The 20,805-nt window shown below is 41.5% G+C and carries 22 protein-coding genes; 21 read left to right on the forward strand and 1 reads right to left on the reverse strand.

Going from position 1 to position 20,805, the window contains the following annotated elements:
* Positions 1-169: 169 nt before the first annotated feature.
* From hrcA to thiI, 9 genes are all read left to right on the forward strand, one after another.
* Positions 170-1,213, forward strand: coding sequence for a heat-inducible transcriptional repressor HrcA (gene hrcA, locus OCV43_RS03400; RefSeq protein ID WP_022243085.1), 1,044 nt, complete (start codon positions 170-172; stop codon positions 1,211-1,213).
* 20 nt (positions 1,214-1,233) lie between these two features.
* Positions 1,234-1,887: a nucleotide exchange factor GrpE gene (grpE, locus tag OCV43_RS03405; protein WP_022243084.1), complete on the forward strand. Its 654-nt coding sequence runs from the start codon at positions 1,234-1,236 to the stop codon at positions 1,885-1,887.
* Between the two features lie 18 nt (positions 1,888-1,905).
* Positions 1,906-3,786: a molecular chaperone DnaK gene (gene dnaK / locus OCV43_RS03410; RefSeq protein WP_117840941.1), complete on the forward strand. Its 1,881-nt coding sequence runs from the start codon at positions 1,906-1,908 to the stop codon at positions 3,784-3,786.
* Between the two features lie 77 nt (positions 3,787-3,863).
* Positions 3,864-5,042, forward strand: a complete 1,179-nt coding sequence (gene dnaJ / locus OCV43_RS03415) for a molecular chaperone DnaJ (protein ID WP_262623421.1) — start codon at positions 3,864-3,866, stop codon at positions 5,040-5,042.
* Positions 5,043-5,278: 236 nt separating this feature from the next.
* Complete coding sequence (locus tag OCV43_RS03420) at positions 5,279-5,809, forward strand: molecular chaperone DnaJ (RefSeq protein WP_022243081.1); 531 nt, start codon at positions 5,279-5,281, stop codon at positions 5,807-5,809.
* A gap of 240 nt (positions 5,810-6,049) precedes the next feature.
* Positions 6,050-7,006, forward strand: a complete 957-nt coding sequence (gene prmA, locus OCV43_RS03425; protein ID WP_262623422.1) for a 50S ribosomal protein L11 methyltransferase — start codon at positions 6,050-6,052, stop codon at positions 7,004-7,006.
* Between the two features lie 5 nt (positions 7,007-7,011).
* Entirely contained in the window at positions 7,012-7,752 is a 741-nt protein-coding gene (locus OCV43_RS03430; protein WP_022243079.1) for a 16S rRNA (uracil(1498)-N(3))-methyltransferase, read from the forward strand.
* Between the two features lie 30 nt (positions 7,753-7,782).
* Complete coding sequence (locus tag OCV43_RS03435) at positions 7,783-8,949, forward strand: cysteine desulfurase family protein (RefSeq protein ID WP_227709432.1); 1,167 nt, start codon at positions 7,783-7,785, stop codon at positions 8,947-8,949.
* Between the two features lie 17 nt (positions 8,950-8,966).
* Entirely contained in the window at positions 8,967-10,154 is a 1,188-nt protein-coding gene (gene thiI / locus OCV43_RS03440) for a tRNA uracil 4-sulfurtransferase ThiI (RefSeq protein ID WP_117697007.1), read from the forward strand.
* 106 nt (positions 10,155-10,260) lie between these two features.
* Here thiI and OCV43_RS03445 read toward each other — a convergent pair whose 3' ends face one another.
* On the reverse strand, positions 10,261-10,491 hold the full coding sequence (locus OCV43_RS03445; protein WP_022243076.1) for an HPr family phosphocarrier protein: 231 nt from the start codon (positions 10,489-10,491) through the stop codon (positions 10,261-10,263).
* Between the two features lie 89 nt (positions 10,492-10,580).
* Here OCV43_RS03445 and mtaB point away from each other — a divergent pair, with 89 nt between their 5' ends.
* From mtaB to coaBC, 12 genes are all read left to right on the forward strand, one after another.
* Entirely contained in the window at positions 10,581-11,933 is a 1,353-nt protein-coding gene (gene mtaB / locus OCV43_RS03450; RefSeq protein WP_227700184.1) for a tRNA (N(6)-L-threonylcarbamoyladenosine(37)-C(2))-methylthiotransferase MtaB, read from the forward strand.
* 136 nt (positions 11,934-12,069) lie between these two features.
* Positions 12,070-12,333, forward strand: a complete 264-nt coding sequence (locus OCV43_RS03455) for an IreB family regulatory phosphoprotein (RefSeq protein WP_022243074.1) — start codon at positions 12,070-12,072, stop codon at positions 12,331-12,333.
* Positions 12,334-12,343: 10 nt separating this feature from the next.
* A complete protein-coding gene (ruvX, locus tag OCV43_RS03460) occupies positions 12,344-12,775 on the forward strand; it encodes a Holliday junction resolvase RuvX (RefSeq protein ID WP_118056782.1) in 432 nt (143 codons plus the stop codon).
* An 8-nt stretch (positions 12,776-12,783) separates the two neighbouring features.
* Positions 12,784-13,044, forward strand: a complete 261-nt coding sequence (locus tag OCV43_RS03465; protein WP_022243072.1) for a DUF1292 domain-containing protein — start codon at positions 12,784-12,786, stop codon at positions 13,042-13,044.
* Between the two features lie 66 nt (positions 13,045-13,110).
* On the forward strand, positions 13,111-14,775 hold the full coding sequence (locus OCV43_RS03470) for a ribonuclease J (RefSeq protein WP_022243071.1): 1,665 nt from the start codon (positions 13,111-13,113) through the stop codon (positions 14,773-14,775).
* A gap of 15 nt (positions 14,776-14,790) precedes the next feature.
* A complete protein-coding gene (locus OCV43_RS03475; RefSeq protein WP_227709435.1) occupies positions 14,791-15,135 on the forward strand; it encodes a YlbF/YmcA family competence regulator in 345 nt (114 codons plus the stop codon).
* Positions 15,136-15,150: 15 nt separating this feature from the next.
* Positions 15,151-15,540 carry an endolytic transglycosylase MltG gene (locus tag OCV43_RS03480; RefSeq protein ID WP_022243069.1) on the forward strand — a complete coding sequence of 130 codons (390 nt, stop codon included), beginning with the start codon at positions 15,151-15,153 and terminating at the stop codon, positions 15,538-15,540.
* Positions 15,537-16,178: an O-methyltransferase gene (locus OCV43_RS03485; RefSeq protein ID WP_117697016.1), complete on the forward strand. Its 642-nt coding sequence runs from the start codon at positions 15,537-15,539 to the stop codon at positions 16,176-16,178. The genes OCV43_RS03480 and OCV43_RS03485 overlap by 4 nt, the downstream gene beginning before the upstream one ends.
* A 35-nt stretch (positions 16,179-16,213) precedes the next feature.
* Complete coding sequence (locus tag OCV43_RS03490; protein ID WP_262623423.1) at positions 16,214-17,440, forward strand: peptidase U32 family protein; 1,227 nt, start codon at positions 16,214-16,216, stop codon at positions 17,438-17,440.
* Between the two features lie 3 nt (positions 17,441-17,443).
* Complete coding sequence (locus OCV43_RS03495) at positions 17,444-18,496, forward strand: lactonase family protein (protein WP_262623424.1); 1,053 nt, start codon at positions 17,444-17,446, stop codon at positions 18,494-18,496.
* Between the two features lie 246 nt (positions 18,497-18,742).
* A complete protein-coding gene (locus OCV43_RS03500) occupies positions 18,743-19,588 on the forward strand; it encodes an ECF transporter S component (RefSeq protein ID WP_262623425.1) in 846 nt (281 codons plus the stop codon).
* Between the two features lie 5 nt (positions 19,589-19,593).
* The gene (gene coaBC, locus OCV43_RS03505; protein WP_262623426.1) at positions 19,594-20,787 is read left to right on the forward strand and encodes a bifunctional phosphopantothenoylcysteine decarboxylase/phosphopantothenate--cysteine ligase CoaBC; all 1,194 of its coding nucleotides are present in this window, start codon (positions 19,594-19,596) and stop codon (positions 20,785-20,787) included.
* Positions 20,788-20,805 lie beyond the last annotated feature (18 nt).

The raw sequence follows: 20,805 nt of genomic DNA on the forward strand, positions 1-20,805 counted from the left end.
CTAAAGAAATTATAAAATTATAAAATGCTGTTGACAAAAAAAACGAATGGTGCTATCTTAAGTACATAGAAATTAGCACTCTTTCGAGTTGAGTGCTAACAACAAAGAAAAAGCAGTACAAAAAGCTTTTTCAAATACCTATAAAAGTTTCATTTTCAGGAGAACGTGAATGAACGAGAACGAATTAGATGAAAGAAAAACAAAAATCTTAAATGCAATCATTCGCAACTATCTGGAAACGGGTGAGCCGGTTGGTTCAAGAACCATTTCCAAGTATACGGATTTGAACTTAAGTTCCGCAACAATCCGGAATGAGATGTCGGACTTGGAAGAGATGGGATATATTTTGCAGCCACATACATCGGCAGGAAGAATTCCATCCGATAAGGGATATCGCTTCTATGTAGATAATCTGATTGCAGAGAAGGACAAAGAAGTATCCGATATGAAAGAGTTTGTAATTGAACATACGGAGAAGATGGAACAGGTATTGCAGCAGGTGGCAAAGCTGTTGGCAAACAACACGAATTACACCACCATGATAACAGCACCGCAGTATCACCACAACAGCCTGAAGTTCATCCAGTTATCCAATGTGGATGATGAACATATTCTGGCAGTTGTCGTATTGGAAGGCAATCTTGTGAAAAATAAGATGATTCCGATAGAAGAGCCGATAGATAATGAGCATATGTTAAAACTTAACATGCTTTTGAATACACATTTAAATGGATTGTCATTAGATCAGATTAATCTGGGTACCATAGCAGTGTTGAAAGAGAAAGCCGGTATCCATTCCAAAGTCATCAGTGATGTATTGGATGCAGTAGCAGAAGCAATCAGCGAAGACGAGGATTTGGAGATATATACCAGCGGTGCAACGAATATCTTAAAATATCCGGAGTTATCGGATTCGCAGAAAGCAGGAGAGCTTTTAGATGCGTTAGAAGAGAAGAAACAGTTAGTAAGTCTGGTGACGGATAACCTCAGCAATGAGGAGAACGGCATACAGGTTTATATAGGAGATGAATCTCCAATTCAGACCATGAAGGACTGCAGTGTGGTAACAGCTACCTATGAACTTGGTAAAGGCGTGAAGGGAACGATAGGAATTATCGGACCGAAGCGTATGGATTATGAGAACGTCATGGATAATCTGAAAAATTTGAAATCACAACTAGAAGGCATATTTGATAAGCCGAAGAAAGAATAGCATAGAAAGGTGGTAAGAAAGTGGCAGAAGAAAAGAAAGAAGAAGTGCTTGAAGAAGTATTAGAAGACTTAGAAGCAGAGGATGCAAAAAAGCAGGAAGAAGCACAGAATACCGCCTCAGAAGAAAAAGAGGTTGAGGCAGAAGAAAAAACGGAAGATACCGAATCTGAACCGGAAGAAATAGAGAAAGAAGATGAGGAGAAAAAGAAAGGTATCTTTAAAAAGAAAGACAAGAAAGATAAGAAGGACGAACAGATTGAAGATTTAACCGACCGGCTGAAACGTCAGATGGCAGAATTTGAAAACTTCCGTAAGAGAACGGAAAAGGAAAAGAGCCAGATGTATGACATGGGAGCCAGTGCAATCTTAGAGAAAATCCTTCCAGTTATCGACAATTTTGAAAGAGGGCTTGCAGCTGTACCGGAAGAAGACAAAAACAATGGCTTCGTAGAAGGTATGGATAAGATTTATAAGCAGATGATGACAGTGCTGACAGAAGTTGGTGTAACACCGATTGAAGCAGCCGGTCAGGAGTTTGACCCGAATCTCCATAATGCAGTAATGCATGTGGAAGATGAAGAACTCGGTGAGAATGTAGTAGCCGAGGAGTTACAGAAAGGTTACAAGTACAAAGAAAATGTAATCAGACATAGCATGGTAAAAGTAGCGAATTAAGCATAGGAGGATAAGAACATGAGTAAAATTATTGGTATTGATTTAGGAACAACAAACAGTTGTGTGGCAGTTATGGAAGGTGGAAAACCTACCGTTATAGCAAACCAGGAAGGTGCAAGAACAACACCATCTATCGTAGCATTTACAAAAACAGGTGAGCGTCTGATTGGTGAACCAGCAAAACGTCAGGCAGTAACCAACGCAGAGAAAACAATCTCTTCCATTAAGAGACATATGGGAACCGATTACAAAGTAAGCATTGATGACAAACAGTATTCTCCACAGCAGATTTCTGCAATGATTTTACAGAAATTAAAAGCTGATGCAGAAGGATATTTAGGAGAAAAAGTATCAGAAGCAGTTATTACTGTACCGGCATACTTCAATGACGCACAGCGTCAGGCAACCAAGGATGCAGGTAAGATTGCAGGACTTGATGTAAAACGTATCATCAACGAGCCGACAGCAGCAGCACTTGCTTATGGACTGGACAACGAAAAAGAACAGAAAATTATGGTATACGACTTAGGTGGTGGTACATTTGATGTATCTATCATTGAAATCGGTGACGGAGTCATCGAAGTATTATCTACAAATGGTGATACCAGATTAGGTGGAGATGATTTCGATAACAAGATTACACAGTGGATGATTGACGAATTCAAGAAAGCAGAAGGCGTTGACTTATCTACCGATAAGATGGCTCTTCAGAGATTAAAAGAAGCTGCAGAGAAAGCTAAGAAAGAGTTGTCTTCTGCAACAACAACCAATATCAACCTGCCTTTCATTACTGCAACAGCAGAAGGACCAAAGCACTTTGATATGAACTTGACAAGAGCAAAATTCGATGAGTTGACACATGACTTAGTAGAAAAAACAGCAATCCCGGTACAGAACGCTATGAAGGATGCAGGCGTAACCAATGCAGACTTAGGCCAGGTATTATTGGTTGGTGGTTCTACACGTATCCCGGCTGTTCAGGATAAAGTAAGACAGTTAACAGGCAAAGAGCCAAGTAAATCCTTAAACCCGGATGAGTGTGTAGCACTTGGTGCTTGTATCCAGGGTGGTAAATTAGCAGGAGATGCCGGCGCAGGTGATATCCTTCTTCTGGATGTTACTCCATTGTCACTGTCTATCGAGACCATGGGTGGAGTTGCAACAAGACTGATTGAGAGAAATACAACAATTCCTACAAGAAAGAGCCAGATTTTCTCAACAGCAGCAGATAATCAGACAGCAGTAGATATCAACGTAGTACAGGGTGAGCGTCAGTTCGCAAGAGATAACAAATCCCTTGGACAGTTCCGTCTGGATGGTATCCCACCAGCACGTCGTGGGGTTCCTCAGATTGAAGTTACTTTCGATATCGATGCAAACGGTATTGTAAATGTATCTGCAAAAGACTTAGGAACCGGAAAAGAACAGCATATTACAATTACTGCCGGATCTAACATGTCTGATGCAGATATCGATAAAGCAGTAAAAGAAGCAGCTGAATTTGAAGCACAGGACAAGAAGAGAAAAGAAGCAATCGACACCAGAAATGATGCAGATGCCTTCGTATTCCAGACACAGCAGGCATTAGACCAGGTTGGAAATAACCTTGATGCGGCAGATAAATCTGCAGTAGAGGCTGACTTAAATGCACTGAAAGCTTTAGTAGATGCAAATCCACAGGCTGAAAACATGACAGATGATCAGGTTGCTGAGATGAAAGCAGCAAAAGAGAAACTGATGGAAAGTGCACAGAAAGTATTTGCTAAGATGTATGAGAACGCTCAGGCAGCTCAGGGAGCCGCTGGTGCAGGTCCTGATATGGGAGCAGGTGCAGCCGGTGGAGCAGCTGCAGGTTCCGCAGATGATGATGTGGTAGATGCTGATTACAAAGAAGTATAATTCTACAGATAAAAAGCAGTAGAAAGGGTTGGCAGTTTTACTGTCAACCCTTACAAACGGTAAAGAGGGAATAGATTATGGCAGAACAGAAAAGAGACTATTACGAGGTCTTAGGCGTTGATAAAAACGCAGATGACGCAGCAATAAAAAAAGCATATCGTGTCCTTGCCAAAAAATATCATCCGGATATGAACCCGGGGGATAAAGAAGCAGAAAAGAAATTTAAGGAAGCATCTGAAGCATATGCAGTACTGAGCGACCCGGAGAAGAGAAAACAGTATGACCAGTTTGGCCATGCAGCCTTTGATGGAGGTGCCGGCGGAGCAGGCGGATTTGATTTCTCAGGTATGGATATGGGAGACATTTTTGGAAGCTTTGGAGACATTTTCGGAGATTTCTTTGGCGGCGGAAGACGCAGCAGCAGCAGCAACGGACCGATGAAGGGAGCCAATGTACGTGCCAGTGTCAGAATTACATTTGAAGAGGCAGCATTTGGCTGTGAGAAAGAAATTGATTTAGTATTAAAGGATGAATGTAAGACCTGTCATGGTACAGGAGCGAAGCCGGGAACCAGTCCGGAGACCTGTAGCAAATGTCAGGGAAAAGGAAAAGTGGTATATACCCAGCAGTCCTTATTTGGTATGGTACAGAATGTACAGACCTGTCCGGAATGTAACGGAAGCGGTAAAATTGTTCGTGACAAATGTCCGGACTGTCGTGGAACCGGATACATTGCCAGCAAGAAGAAGATTAAGGTCAGCATTCCTGCCGGAATTGATAACGGTCAGAGTGTAAGAATCCGTGAAAAAGGTGAGCCGGGTGTAAATGGCGGACCAAGAGGAGATCTTCTGGTAGAAGTAGTAGTATCCCGCCATCCAATCCTTCAGAGACAGGGCATGGATGTATATTCAACAGCACCAATCAGTTTTGCACAGGCAGCACTGGGCGGAGAAGTAAGAATTACAACCATCGACGGCGATGTGGTCTACGAAGTAAAACCTGGTACACAGACCGACACCAGAATCCGTCTGAAAGGAAAAGGAATCCCATCCCTGCGTAACAAGGCAGTCCGTGGTGACCAGTATGTTACACTTGTGGTTCAGGTTCCGACCGGATTAAATGAAGCTGCAAAAGAGGCACTGCGCCAGTTTGATGCAGAGACCGGTAATTCATTAAAGACACAGAATGGTGCGGCAGGCACGAAAAAGAAAAAGGGATTTATGGGAAAAATTAAAGAGTCCTTTGATGATTTATAAAAATGATAAAGCTGTTTCCTGAAAAATGGAGGCAGCTTTTTTTACGCGAGTAGCGAGAAAAATCGCATGCTTGCATGCAGATTTGGCGAGCACCGCGATAACTCGGGAAACCTGCAAAAGTGAGTTTCTCGTTGTTGCATTTTGTGACAACATATTGTATACTATTCCTGATTCATAAGTTTTTTGTAACCATATGTTGATTTAGGCAACCGTTTATGAGACAAGGAGAGAGATTTATGAAGCAGCATAACAGCGCTGTGATTAAGAAGGATGCAGCACAGTTTGAAAAATGGTGTTTTCAGCAGACTGTGGAACTGGAACATACAAGGAGAGAACTGGAAAATTCCAAACGCGAGATGGAACGCCATCAGAGGGAGTTAGAATTCCAGAAGCGGAAATTCGAGATGGAGAAGAATCTTGAACAGGAGCGGATGAAGCGGGAACAGCATCTTTTTGACATGAAGTGGAAAATATTAGAAAGTGAACTTCAGAAACTTGCTGCCGAAAAGCAGAAAATGGAGCGTCAGAGAGACTTTTACAGCAGAGTACATGAATTTGAACAGGAGAATAGAAGCCAATCATCCAATGTGGTGAAGGGAGAAATGTTCTTTATGGGCGTAGGCAATGAAAAATCATTGCGGAAGCGTTATAAGGATTTGATTAAAATATATCATCCGGATAATCTCAATGGAGACACCGGTACCATTCAGGAAATTAACCGGGAATATCAGGTACTGATGCAGAAACTGGAAGTAAAATATCAGTAATAAGATTGCAATAATAGCACAGCAATGACATAGCAATAAACAGGAAAATCAGCGGGCAGAAGAAATATGTTCCGCTGTTTTTGTGTTACCAGACATGCGTAGGCGTCGCTATGTATCTAAAGAAGCTGTCTGCTGGTTACCGTTGATTCCCTTACAGTTGCGAAAAATAAAAAGCTATGTTAAGATTAAAATGTTTGCTTTTTATAATAGAAGGTTAAGATAAGAACAGGAGCAGAAACTATGAAATGGGATAAATATACAATAGATACAACAACAGAAGCTGAGGATTTTATCAGCATGATGTTATCAGAAAATGGCATTGAAGGAATTGAAATCGAAGACAATGTACCATTGACGAAAGAAGAAACAGGAGAAATGTTTATTGATTTTCCGCCGGAACTTCCACCAGACGAAGGAAAAAGCAAAGTCAGCTTTTATTTAGAGGCAGGCGAAGACCATACCGAGACTTTAAAGGCAGTCCGCATTGGTTTAGAGCAGTTAAGAAGCATGGTAGAAATCGGAAGCGGAGATATTACCTCCAGCCAGACCGAGGATATCGACTGGATTAATAACTGGAAACAGTTTTTTCAGTCTTTTTATATCGATGATATTTTAATCAAACCAACCTGGGAACCATTAAAGGAAGAGGATAAAAATAAATTCTTAATCGAGATTGACCCGGGTATTTCCTTTGGAACCGGAAAGCATGAGACAACACAGCTTTGTATCCGACAGATTCGTAAATATTTAAAAGAGGGCGAGCGTGTTCTGGATGTAGGATGCGGCAGCGGAATCTTATCCATTGCAGCATTAAAGCTTGGTGCAGGCAGCGTAGTGGGCACGGATGTGGATGGAGATTGTATCACATCAACTCATGAAAATATGACAGTCAATCATCTGGCAGAAAATTCAGGTGAATTTTATGTTGGAAACCTGATTGACGATAAAGCATTTCAGGAAAAGATTGGCACAGGTTATGATCTGGTCGTAGCGAATATTTTAGCGGATATTATTATTCCGATGGCACCGGCACTTTATCAGTGTACGAAAGAGCAGGGAGTGCTTATTACTTCTGGAATTATTGATTTTAAAGAAAACGAAGTAAAAGAAGCTTTAGAGCAGGCAGGTTTTGAAATCTTAGAAGTCAACCATCAGGGCGAATGGGTCAATGTAACTGCACGGAAAAATCAGAGGTAAAATAGATGCATCAGTTTTTTGTTGAAAAAAGCCAGGTGGGCAAAGAATATGTTACCATAACCGGAAGCGATGTAAATCATATCCGGAATGTGCTGCGTATGAAAATCGGAGAGACGATTCGCATCAGTGACCGTGAAGGTGGCAATTATTTTTGTAAGATTGCAGAAACCGGAGAAAATTTCGTGCAGGCAGACATAGTATCTGTGGACGAAGAAGGAACCGAGCTTCCGTCTAAAATCTATTTATTTCAGGCACTGCCGAAGGGAGATCGGATGGAAACGGTGATTGAAAAGGCAGTAGAACTTGGTGTCTATGAAATCATTCCGGTAGCCATGAAATACTGTGTGGTAAAGCTGGAAGGAAAAAAGGCAGCACAACGGGTACAAAAATGGCAGGCGCAGGCAGAGACTGCAGCAAAACAGTCAAAGCGCAGTATCATTCCAAAGATTCATGAAGTAGTATCTTTCAAGGAAGCCTTAAAGCTGGCAGAAAACTGTGATATCCGCTTAGTGCCTTATGAAAATGAAAATGGCATGGAAGGAACCAGGACAGTATTAGAGCAAATCGAACCGGGGAAGAGTATCAGCATTATGATAGGACCGGAAGGCGGATTTGCAGAGGAAGAGATTGCAAAAGCAAGAGAGACCATGCAGTCCATTTCCTTAGGAAGAAGAATACTTCGGACAGATACAGCAGGTATCTGCATGATGTCCATGCTGATGCTGCAATTAGAGAGCCGTATATAACGAAAAAACAGTAAGAAAGTGTAGAAAAGTATGGAAGCATATCTGGATAATTCTGCGACCACCCGCTGCAGTGACCGGGCGTGTCAGTTAATGGTAGACCTTCTGACGAAGGATTATGGCAATCCATCTTCCCTTCATATGAAAGGAATTGAGGCAGAACGATTTGTTGAGACTGCAAAGAAGAAAATAGCAAAAACATTAAGAGTATCAGAAAAAGAAATCATCTTTACATCCGGTGGAACGGAGTCAAATAACCTTGCGATTATCGGTGCTGCAATGGCAAACCGCAGAGCGGGAAATCATATTATAACCACATCCATTGAACATGCATCCGTAGAGAATCCAATGGAATTCTTAAAGGAGCAGGGCTTTGACATTACTTATCTTTCTGTGGATGAGAATGGAATTATTTCACTGGAAGAATTAGAAGAAGCAGTAACGGAACAGACCATTCTTGTTTCCATGATGCAGGTAAATAATGAAATCGGAGCCATCGAGCCGGTTGCAGAAGCTGCAGAGCTTATTAAGAAAAAGAATCCGGATACACTGATTCATGTAGATGCAATCCAGTCTTATGGAAAAATGTATATCTATCCAAAGAAGCTTGGCATAGACATGCTTTCCGTCAGCGGACATAAGATTCACGGTCCAAAGGGAAGCGGATTCCTCTGGGTGAAGGAAAAGACGAAATTAAAGCCGCTGATATTAGGCGGTGGACAGCAGAAGGGAATGCGTTCCGGAACGGAAAATGTACCGGCAATTGCAGGTCTTGGAGAAGCAGCAGAAGAAATCTATGAGAATCTCGATGAAAAGAGAGCGCATCTTTACGGATTAAAGCAGCGTTTTATCGACGGAATCGAAAAGCTGGAAGGAACCCATGTAAATGGAAAGACCGGAGAGGATTCTGCACCACATATCGTCAGCGTCAGCTTTGAAGGAATCCGAAGTGAAGTATTATTACATTCACTGGAAGACAGGGGGATTTATGTATCTTCCGGTTCTGCCTGTTCTTCCAATAATCATGCAGGCAAACAGAAGGGAAGCAAGACCCTTAGAAATATTCATTTAAAGGAAAACCTTCTGGATTCCACACTGCGTTTTTCCTTCAGTGTGCATACAACGGAAGAAGAGATTGATTACGCATTAGAAGTACTGGGAGAGCTGCTTCCGGTATTGAAGAAATATACAAGACATTAAAAGAGAAAGGAAATCATATGTATAAATCATTTCTGGTAAAATATGGAGAAATCGGAGTAAAGGGAAAGAACCGCTACATTTTTGAAAATATGTTAATGGAGCAGATCCGTCATGCGTTAAAGACAGCAGAGGGCGAGTTTGAAGTAACCAAAGAGCAGGGAAGAATCTATGTCAATGTAGTATCCGATGACTATGATTATGACGAGACCGTAGAAGCATTAAGCCGTGTATTTGGTATTGTAGGATTCTGTCCATTACTTCAGGTAGAGGATGAAGGCTTCGATAAATTAGCGGAGACAGTGGTAGATTATCTGGGTAAAGAATATCCGGAAAAGAACTTTACCTTTAAAGTAAATGCAAGGAGAGCAAGAAAGAATTATCCTCTTGATTCCATGGAAATCAATGCTGAACTGGGTGGAAAAATTTTAGATGCGTTCCCGGAGAGCAAGGTAGATGTGCATAACCCGGAGGTTATGGTCTGCATTGAAATCAGAAGCCTTATCAATATTTATTCCAAGGAAATTCCGGGACCGGGTGGAATGCCGGTAGGTTCTAACGGAAAAGCAATGTTATTATTATCCGGCGGAATCGACAGCCCGGTAGCAGGTTATATGATTGCAAAACGTGGAGTAGCGTTGGACGCAACTTATTTTCATGCACCGCCATATACTTCAGAACGTGCAAAACAGAAGGTAGTGGATCTGGCAAAACTGGTAGCAAGATACAGCGGACCTATCAATCTTCATGTAGTGAATTTTACCGATATCCAGCTTTATATTTATGAGAAATGTCCACATGAGGAGCTTACCATTATCATGCGCCGCTATATGATGAAACTGGCAGAGCATTTTGCTAAAGAAAACCGCTGTTTAGGACTGATTACCGGAGAGAGTATCGGACAGGTCGCAAGCCAGACCATGCAGTCATTAGCGGCAACCAATGAAGTATGTACCATGCCGGTATACCGCCCATTGATTGGATTTGACAAGCAGGAAATCGTAGAAGTGTCAGAAAAAATTGATACCTATGAGACATCTATCCAGCCGTTTGAAGACTGCTGTACCATTTTTGTGGCAAAGCATCCGGTTACCAAACCGAACATTGAATACATCAAGAAATCTGAAACAAAGTTAGAAGAGAAGATTGATGAACTGATGCAGACTGCAATTGATACGGTAGAAGTGATTCACGTAGAAGCAGAGTAGTGCGCATCCTTGCGGAGCGTTTTTTACTTTACAGGAAAGCAATTTCCTGTAAAGTAAAAAAAGGGATTGCTTTCGCAATCCCCTCAATTCATTTACATCAATTCAATTATACAAGATAAGGTTTTAATGCTTCCATAATCTCATCCAGATTAGACTCTGCATGAATTGCTAAGTCGATTGGTTTGGATAAATCTAAGCTGAAGATACCCATGATAGATTTAGCATCGATAACGTATCTTCCAGAGATTAAGTCGAAATCAAATTCGAACTGTGTGATTGCGTTTACGAAGGATTTCACCTTATCGATTGAGTTTAATGAAATTTGAACTGTTTTCATAGTAAGACCTCCTTGGTTGCTATAAATACTTTTTCTTAATAGTAACTTCTTTGGAGGTAAAAGTCAACTAGAAGTGAGGAAAAAATCGAATGAAAAAAGCAGCATTGCACAATTTGGGATGCAAGGTGAACGCATATGAGACGGAGGCTATGCAGCAGTTATTAGAACAGGCAGGTTATGAGATTGTTCCTTTTACGGAACAGGCGGATGTCTATGTGATTAACACCTGTTCGGTAACCAACATGGCAGACCGGAAATCCCGCCAGATGCTTCATAAAGCAAAAAAAGAAAATCCGGACAGTATCGTTGTCGCTGCCGGCTGTTATGTCCAGACTTCATCGGAAGAAGCAGCAAGGGATTTATCCGTGGATATCATTATCGGAAATGACAAGAAACATGAACTGGTGGAGCTTATTGAAAACTGTATGAACCAGAAGAAAAATGCAAACGAAGAAACCGAAGGAGTGGATGACTGGAAGGAAAATATCTGCGATATTAATGAAAAAGGCAGAGCATATGAAGCACTGTCTATCAGCCGGACGGAAGAACATACCAGAGCTTTCTTAAAGGTGCAGGATGGCTGCAACCAGTTCTGCACATATTGTATTATTCCATATGCGAGAGGTAGAATCAGAAGCCGTAAGGCAGAAGAGGTCGTGCGTGAAGTGGAGACACTTGCAGCAAATGGCTGTAAGGAAGTAGTATTGACCGGAATCCATTTAAGTTCCTATGGATTAGACCATGGAGATAATCTTTTACATCTGATTCAGGAAGTGCATAAAGTAGAAGGTATCCGCCGGATTCGTCTGGGTTCCTTGGAGCCTGGAATCATCGATGAGAATTTTGTGAAAGAGCTGGCAAAATTAGAAAAAATCTGTCCGCATTTTCACCTGTCCCTGCAGAGCGGATGTGATGCAACCTTAAAGCGGATGAACCGGAAATATGATACAGCCACTTATGAAGCAGGCTGTAAGCTGATTCGGAAATATTTTACCCATCCGGCAATTACCACAGATGTTATCGTAGGATTCCCGGGAGAAACAGAGGAAGAATTTGAGGCAACGAAGGAATTCTTAGAGCGGATTCATTTTTATGAGATGCATATTTTCAAGTATTCCAAGCGCAAAGGTACGAAGGCAGCAGTGATGCCGGATCAGGTGCCAGAACAGGTGAAGACAGAACGCAGTAAGGTGCTTTTGGCACTGGCACAGGAAATGTCAGAAGAATTCCGGGAGTATTATGTTGGCAGACCGGAAGAAATATTATTAGAAGAAACCGATGAAATCGCAGGAAATGTATATTTTACCGGATATACCAAAGAATATGTAAAGATAGCAGTGCCGGAGGCAGAAGGGGAAGAAAATATTTTGGTGAAAGGTGTAGTGACCGGACGGATTTCAGCGGATGTATACCGGATGGAAAATATTGAAAAAGCAGAGTAGAATTATCGGGAAAAGATAAGTGTATGAGAAGTGTATTTTGAATAATGGTTGAATTTTGCAGTACTTTATATTAGAATAGATTTAGCGATGCTTTTTCATTAGGAAGAACAAAAGAGCAAAATAAGGGCGTGAAAAAATGCAGAACATGAATAACACACAATATTTTAGAGTTGAAAAAGAACCGGAAATCAGGGTACATGATGTACTTAAGATTGTATACGAGGCATTATCCGAGAAAGGGTACAATCCGGTCAATCAGATTGTTGGATATATTATGTCTGGTGATCCGACTTATATTACCAGTCACAATAATGCAAGAAGTCTGATTATGAAAGTAGAACGTGACGAACTTGTAGAAGAGATATTAAAGGAATATATCCATACAAATTCATGGAAGTAGGAGGCAGTTGATGCGGATAATCGGTCTTGACTTCGGTTCTAAAACCGTTGGAGTTGCCGTTAGCGATGAACTGCTTATTACTGCACAGGGAATTGAGATTGTGCGCAGAAAATCAGAAAATAAGCTGCGTCAGACATTGGCACGTATTGAAGAATTAATCAAAGAATATAACGTGGAGAAAATTGTTCTCGGCTTTCCGAAAAATATGAATAATAGTGAAGGCGAGCGTTGTGAAAAAACCTTAGAATTTAAAGAAATGTTAGAAAGGCGTACCGGACTTACAGTAGAGCTGTGGGACGAACGCCTTACTACTGTTGCGGCGGATAATCTTATGATGGAAGCCGGAATCCGAAGAGAGAATCGCAAAGAATATGTGGATCAGATAGCGGCATCCTTTATTTTACAGGGATACCTTGACTATCTGCAGAATGAAAAGAATTAGGAGTAAATATGGAAAAAGTAAATTTTACAGACCCGGATACCAATGAGTCAGCAGAATTTTATGTATTAGAGCAGACAACCATACGGGGAATCAATTACCTTCTTGTCACAGTAGACGAAGAGGGTGATTCGGATGCATTTATTTTAAAAGAAACACAGAATGAAGATGATCACAATACCATCTATGAAATGGTGGAAGATGATAAAGAGTTAGAAGCACTTGCAAAAATTTTCGCAGAATTAATGGAAGATGTAGACATTGAATTCTAGGAGAACTTATGTAATTGCGGACAAATGCAATGAGCGCGAAAAGAAAGAATTTATGGAGGTAATATTTTGAAAAAAGAAGCAAATTCAAAATTGAAAATCATTCCATTAGGCGGATTAGAGCAGATTGGAATGAACATAACTGCCTTTGAATACGAAGACAGTATTATTGTTGTGGACTGCGGTTTATCATTCCCGGAGGATGACATGTTTGGTGTAGACCTTGTTATCCCGGATGTGACTTATTTAAAAGATAATATTGACAAAGTAAAGGGATTTTTTATTACCCATGGTCACGAAGACCATATCGGAGCAATCCCTTATATTTTAAAAGAAGTCAATGTGCCGATTTATGCAACCAAGCTTACGATTGCAATTATCGAACACAAGTTAGAAGAGCATAATATGCTCAAGAAAGTAAAACGTAAGGTAGTAAAATACGGACAGCATATTAACTTAGGCTGCTTCCGCGTGGAATTTATCCGTACCAACCATAGTATTCAGGATGCGGCAGCTCTTGCCATTTATTCACCGGCAGGAACAGTTGTCCACACCGGAGACTTTAAAGTGGATTATACACCGGTATATGGTGATGCTATCGATTTACAGCGTTTTGGTGAGATTGGTAAGAAGGGTGTACTGGCATTGATGTGTGACTCCACCAATGCAGAGCGTCCTGGCTTTACCATGTCGGAGCGTACCGTAGGAAAGACCTTTGATAATATTTTTGCTGACCATAAGAACACACGAATCATTATTGCAACTTTTGCATCCAATGTAGACCGTGTACAGCAGATTATGAACTCTGCCAATAAGTATGGCAGAAAAGTAGTGATTGAAGGACGAAGCATGGTAAATATCATTACGATTGCGTCTGAACTGGGATACCTTACCATCCCGGAGCAGACCCTGATTGATATTGAACAGCTGAAGAATTATCCGGATGAGCAGACGGTTATCATTACAACAGGAAGCCAGGGAGAATCCATGGCGGCATTATCCCGTATGGCATCCGGCATGCATCGTAAGATAACAATTAAACCAAAGGATACCATCATTTTTAGTTCCAACCCGATTCCGGGTAATGAAAAAGCAGTGTCCGGTGTCATTAATGAACTGACCATGAAAGGTGCAGAGGTTATTTTCCAGGATGTTCATGTTTCCGGTCATGCCTGTCAGGAGGATATCAAACTGATTTACTCACTGGTAAAACCGAAATATGCAATTCCGGTTCATGGAGAATACCGTCATTTGGTTGCCCAGGCTAAGATTGCAGAAGAACTTGGCATTGATAAAGAAAATATTTTCCTCTTGTCTTCCGGTGATGTATTAGAACTGGATGAGGAAAGCGCAGCAGTTACCGGACATGTACAGGTAGGCGATGTCATGGTAGACGGACTTGGTGTTGGTGACGTAGGAAATATTGTATTGCGTGACAGACAGCATCTGGCAGAAGAAGGAATCATTATTGTTGTAATGACATTGGAAAGTGGCTCCGGAATGGTGCTGGCAGGACCGGACATCGTATCCAGAGGATTTGTCTATGTACGTGGGGCAGAAAGCCTGATGGAGGAAGCTCGTCATGTATTAGAGGGAACCATGGAACACTGCATGGATAAGAATATTACAGACTGGAGCAAGATTAAGACAGAAATCAAAGATGCTTTAGGTGATTTTGTCTGGAAAGAGACAAAGCGCAGACCGATGATTATTCCAATTATTATGGAAGTTTAATGTGGGTGGATGAACATGAGCGTAGTAGAAGATAAGGTAACAGAACTTGTAAATGCAATTCAGGATACCAATGAATATAAGCGTTATCAGGAAGCAAAGAATAAGCTGCATGCGAATCCGGAATTAGAGCAGATTGTATTTGCATTCCGCCAGAAGAATTACCAGATCCAGAACAGTAAAAATGTGGATCTGTTCTGGGAAGTAGACCATCTGGAGCGGGAAAATATAGATATCCGCAAGAATCCGGTTGCAGAAGAATTTATGACAGCAGAGCTTGCATTCTGCCGTCTGCTGCAGAAAATTAATTTCAGACTGGTTGGTGGCCTGAATTTTGAAGTAGGTTTTGTAAACGAAAGATAATGGAGAGGTTGTGCGATGAGTGCCAGTAAGATTGTGATGAAAATTGTCCGAATCAGTTTTTCTGTTCTTGTTGTTGTACTGGTGATTTTTGTACTTTTTAAGGCAGGAAGCTATGCATATGATTTCGGATATCGCGTGTATACAGAGCAGCCGGTGTCATCCGGTGATGGCAAGGATATTGTGGTTCAGATAGAGGCTGGAATGTCCGGTAGTGATATTGGAAGTATGTTAGAGGAGAAAGGACTTATCCGTGATGCCAGGCTTTTTGCAGTGCAGTTAAAGCTTTCTGCGTATTCTAAAAAAATCAAACCGGGAATATATACGCTGAATACTTCCATGACAGCGAAAGAAATGATGGAAGCCATGTCACCGGTTTCGGAAAAAGATACAGAGGGTACAACGTGATAGTAGAGGAACGATTAGTAACGTATATCAATTCCTTAGACAGTGGAAATACACCGCTTTTAGAGGAAATTGAGGCAGAGGCAAAGAAGAATTATGTGCCGGTTATCCGTAAGGAAATGCAGAGCTTTTTAAAATCCATGCTGGCATTAAAGCGGCCGGAGCGGATTTTGGAAGTGGGAACTGCAGTAGGATTTTCTGCACTTCTGATGGAAGAATATAATCCGGTGCCATGCCGGATTACAACTATAGAAAATTACGAGAAAAGAATTCCTATTGCACAGGCAAATTTCAAACGTGCCGGAAAAGAGAAAGAAATCACACTGATTCCGGGAGATGCCACAGAGGTGTTAAAGACGTTAGAAGATCCTTATGATTTTCTTTTTATGGATGCGGCAAAGGGACAGTATATCAATTTCCTGCCGGATATTCTTCGGCTGATGAAGCCTGGTGCATTACTGGTATCTGACAATGTGCTGCAGGAGGGAGATATTATCGAATCCCATTATGCAGTAACCAGAAGAAACCGGACCATTCATAAGAGAATGCGGGAATATCTTTATGAACTGACACACAATGACAGTCTTACCACATCGGTGCTTCCGATTGGAGACGGTGTTACCATTAGTATTAAGAAATAGATGATACAGATTGAAATATTAGGAGAAATAAATCAATGAGACCGGTAGAATTACTGATTCCAGCCAGCAGTCTGGAAGTATTAAAAATTGCAGTCATTTATGGAGCAGATGCCGTATATATCGGCGGAGAAGTATTTGGACTTCGTGCGAAGGCAAAAAACTTTTCCATGGAGGATATGGCAGAGGGCATCCAGTTTGCCCATGAGCATGGCGTAAAAGTTTATGTAACAGCAAATATACTGGCTCACAATGGGGATTTGGAAGGTGTAAGAGAGTACTTTACCCAGTTAAAGGAAATCAAGCCGGATGCACTGATTATTTCCGACCCGGGTATTTATACCATTGCAAAAGAAATCTGCCCGGAAATCGAGCGTCATATCAGTACCCAGGCCAATAATACCAACTATGGAACGTATCAGTTCTGGTGGAACCAGGGCGCAAAGCGTGTGGTAACAGCAAGAGAGCTTTCTTTAAAAGAGATTGCTGAGATTCGCAAAAATATTCCGGATGAAATGGAAATCGAGACATTTGTGCATGGAGCAATGTGTATTTCCTATTCCGGAAGATGTCTTTTAAGTAATTATTTTACCGGAAGAGATGCCAACCAGGGAGCCTGCACTCATCCGTGCCGCTGGAAATATGCAGTGGTAGAGGAAAAACGTCCGGGAGAGTATCTGCCGGTTTATGAAAATGAACGTGGTACCTATATTTTTAACTCCAAGGATTTGTGCATGATTGAGCACATCCCGGAACTGATTGAGGCAGGTATTGATTCCTTTAAGATAGAAGGACGTATGAAGACAGCACTTTATGTTGCTACTGTAGCACGTACTTACCGGAAAGCCATTGATGATTATCTTACCTCACCGGAGAAATATAAAGAAAATATGGACTGGTATTTAGAACAGATTTCTAACTGTACTTATCGCCAGTTTACCACCGGATTTTTCTTTGGAAAGCCTTCGGAAGAGAGCCAGATTTACGATAATAACACTTATATCAAAGAGTATACCTACCTTGGAATTGTAGGAGAACGCAACGAAGAGGGATTATATCGAATTGAACAGAGAAATAAATTCTCCGTAGGGGAACAGATTGAAGTCATGAAACCGGATGGAAGAAATATTCCGGTTACCGTAAAACGGATTGTGGACGAAGATGGAAACGAAATGGAATCAGCACCACATCCAAAACAGGTGCTTTACATTGATTTAGGACAGGAACTGGAGATGTATGATATTTTACGCAGACAGGAGGAATGACCTATGGAAGAAAAGTATGTTGTTTATGTCGGAACGTATACCCATGAGAACAGTATCGGAATCCATTTATATGATTTGGATGCAAAAAGCGGAGAAATGAAGGAACGGAAAGTGGTTCCCATCAATAATCCTTCCGATTTGCTGGTATCGAAGGATGGCAGATTCTTATATTCCATCGCAGATGAAGGCGTGGAAGCATTTCACATTCTGCCGGACGGAGACCTTGAGCCAATGAACAAGCAGTGGATTGGCGGTATGCGTGGCTGTTATGTGGAAGTGGACAGTAAGAACCGTTATCTTTTCGTAGGCGGTCATCATGATGGCAGAGTGACCATGATGAAGTTGGAAGAAGACGGCAGCATCGGAGAAATCGCAGACGGTATCTTTCATAAGGGAATGGGACGGACCATTGCAGAGCGAAGCTCCAAGCCACATGTAGACTGCGTGAAGCTGACACCGGACGAGAAGTTCTTGTGTGCAGTGGATAATGGATTAGATCATGTAAAGATTTACCGGATTGACTATGAGAATGGCAGGATGAAGCTTGCAGATATCATCCGTTGTCCGTTGGAATCTGCACCGCATATGATTCGCTTCAGCCGTGATGGAAGATTTGCTTATATTCTCTATGAGCTGTTGAATCAGATAGAGGTATTTTCCTATACGTTAGAAAATGACCAGCCGCATTTCGAGAAGGTTCAGACCATTACAACGACCACACCGAAGGAAGCTGATGTCTGTGCTGCATCCGGTCTGGAAGTGACAATGGATGGTGAATATTTATTCTGCAGTAATGCAGGTGCAAACTCCGTATCGATTTATGAAATTGATAAAGAGAGTGGATGTCTTACCATGATGTGTAATTCGAAAATCAGTGGTGATTATCCGAAAATGATTGGTATCTGTCCGGACAGAATGCATTTCATGAGCCTTAATAATGAGACCAATGAGATTACCATGTTTAAGGTGGATTATGAGAAGAAATACATTCTGATGGAAGAGAAGCCGATTCCGGTAGACAAGCCGAATTGTATTTATATCCATAAACTAAGTTAAAAGCGAACTGCAGAAAACATGCTTTAACCAGGCATTTTTCGGTATTCATGTAAAAAGGGTAAAAAGATGTCGTTTGTTAAAAAAATAACAGACGACATCTTTCTTTTTTGGAAAAATTATGATAGAATAACACGGTTGAAGCCTACCGGTCCGGAGGCTATCAATGGAAGTGCTTGGCCGCAAAGCCTTAAAATGCGGAGAAAAAAGAAAATAGAAAAAGAAAATTCAAGAAAAGAGGAAGAGACTATGAGTGAAAAAAACGTAGCTTTTACCAGGGACAGAAGTATCCCAAAATCTTATGAGCTGGTTCTGACAGCTTTATTTACCGCCATTATTGTCGTAATGGCATTTACCCCGTTAGGATTTATTCCTTTAGTAGTAATTAATGCAACGATTATCCATATACCGGTTATTTTAGGTGCAATTTTCTGCGGACCGAAAAAAGGTGCCTTTTTGGGATTTGTATTTGGATTAACCAGTTTTATTAAAAATACATTGATGCCAACTTCAATGTCAGCATTTGTATTTTCACCGATACTGGCAAGCAGCATCGATGGCGCAGCAGGAGTGGTAAAGAGTACCATTATCTGTTTTGTACCACGAATTTTAGTAGGTATCATCCCATATTTCGTATATCGTGGAATTGTAAAATTAACCACATCCAGCCATGCAAAGGCTGCAAAGGTAATCAGTAATCTTGTAATCAGCGTACTTTTACTGGTTGGTATCCATGCGTTCTTTGCTAAAATGCTGACAACAGATTCGAAGGAAATGATTGGCTGGGTATCAGGTGCAGCTGCAGCAGTTATTTATTTTATTGTAATGGAATTGACCGGAAGAAAGAAGGATGGTAGATTCTTGGGTTATGTCTATGCCGGCGTGACCGGTGCATTGACCAATACACTGCTTGTAATGCCGATGATTTATATTTTCTATAAAGAGGCATATGCCAATGCATTGAGTATTGAACCGGGCGCAGTTATGGGTGTAATCCTTGGTGTTATCAGCTTTAATGGAATTATAGAAGCGATTGTAGCAGCCGTTCTGGTAGCCGCAATTGGAATGGTATTGAATAAAGTACACAGGAGGTAATTCATATGTTAAAGGGCAGGAATATATTACTGGCAGTGACAGGCAGTATTGCAGCATATAAAGCGGCTTCGCTTGCCAGTATGCTGGTAAAGCAGCACGCAGATGTGCATGTAATTATGACGAAAAATGCAGAGCAGTTTATATCACCGGTTACCTTTGAGACACTGACCGGAAATAAGGTAATTGACGATACCTTTGACCGCAACAGCGGATATCATGTGGCACATATTGCCATGGCACAGGAAGCAGATGTGGTGATGATTGCTCCGGCTTCTGCAAATGTCATTGCAAAGCTGGCACACGGAATTGCAGATGATATGCTCACTTCTACCATGTTAGCCTGTGAGGCTCCGATATATCTTGCCCCGGCAATGAATACACATATGTTTGACAATCCGGTAACACAGGATAATCTTAAGAAGCTAAGAGAATATGGTTATCACATCATTGAGCCATCCTCAGGCTATCTTGCCTGCGGCGATACCGGAAGGGGAAAACTTCCGGAACCGGAAGAATTGTTAGAATATATTCTGCAGGAAGCTGCCTGTGAGAAAGACCTGACAGGAAAGAAGGTTCTCATCACAGCAGGAGCCACCCAGGAGGCAATTGACCCGGTACGTTATGTGACCAACCATTCCACTGGAAAAATGGGTTATGCACTGGCAAAGAATGCGGCAAGAAGAGGGGCAGAGGTAACACTGGTCACCGGACCGACCAGCCTTGAAAAGCCTTTTTTTGTAAATACAATTTCGGTGGTTACGGCAGAAGAGATGTATCAGGCTGTTACAGATGCATTTGCAGAACAGGATATTGTAGTCATGGCTGCAGCAGTAGCAGATTACCGCCCAAAGACCGTTGCGGATGAGAAAATAAAAAAAGCCGATGGTGGACTGGCGCTGGAAATGGAACGCACGAAAGATATTTTGGGAACCATTTCTGCCCGGAAGGAAAACCAGTTCCTGTGTGGATTTTCCATGGAGACACAGCATCTGAAAGAAAATTCCAAAGCCAAGTTAGAAAAGAAGAAGCTTGATATGATTGTTGCCAATAATCTTAAGATAGCGGGAGCCGGATTTGGTACCGATACCAATGTGGTAACTTTGATTACAGAATCAGAAGAAAAAGAGCTTCCGATTATGTCGAAGGATGAAGTGGCTTCAGCTATCTTTGATGAGATTCTAATCAAAATGCAGGCGTAGAAAATAATAATAATCCCT

The sequence above is a fragment of the Roseburia amylophila genome (genome assembly GCF_025567465.1).
GTDB lineage: Bacteria > Bacillota > Clostridia > Lachnospirales > Lachnospiraceae > Roseburia_C > Roseburia_C amylophila.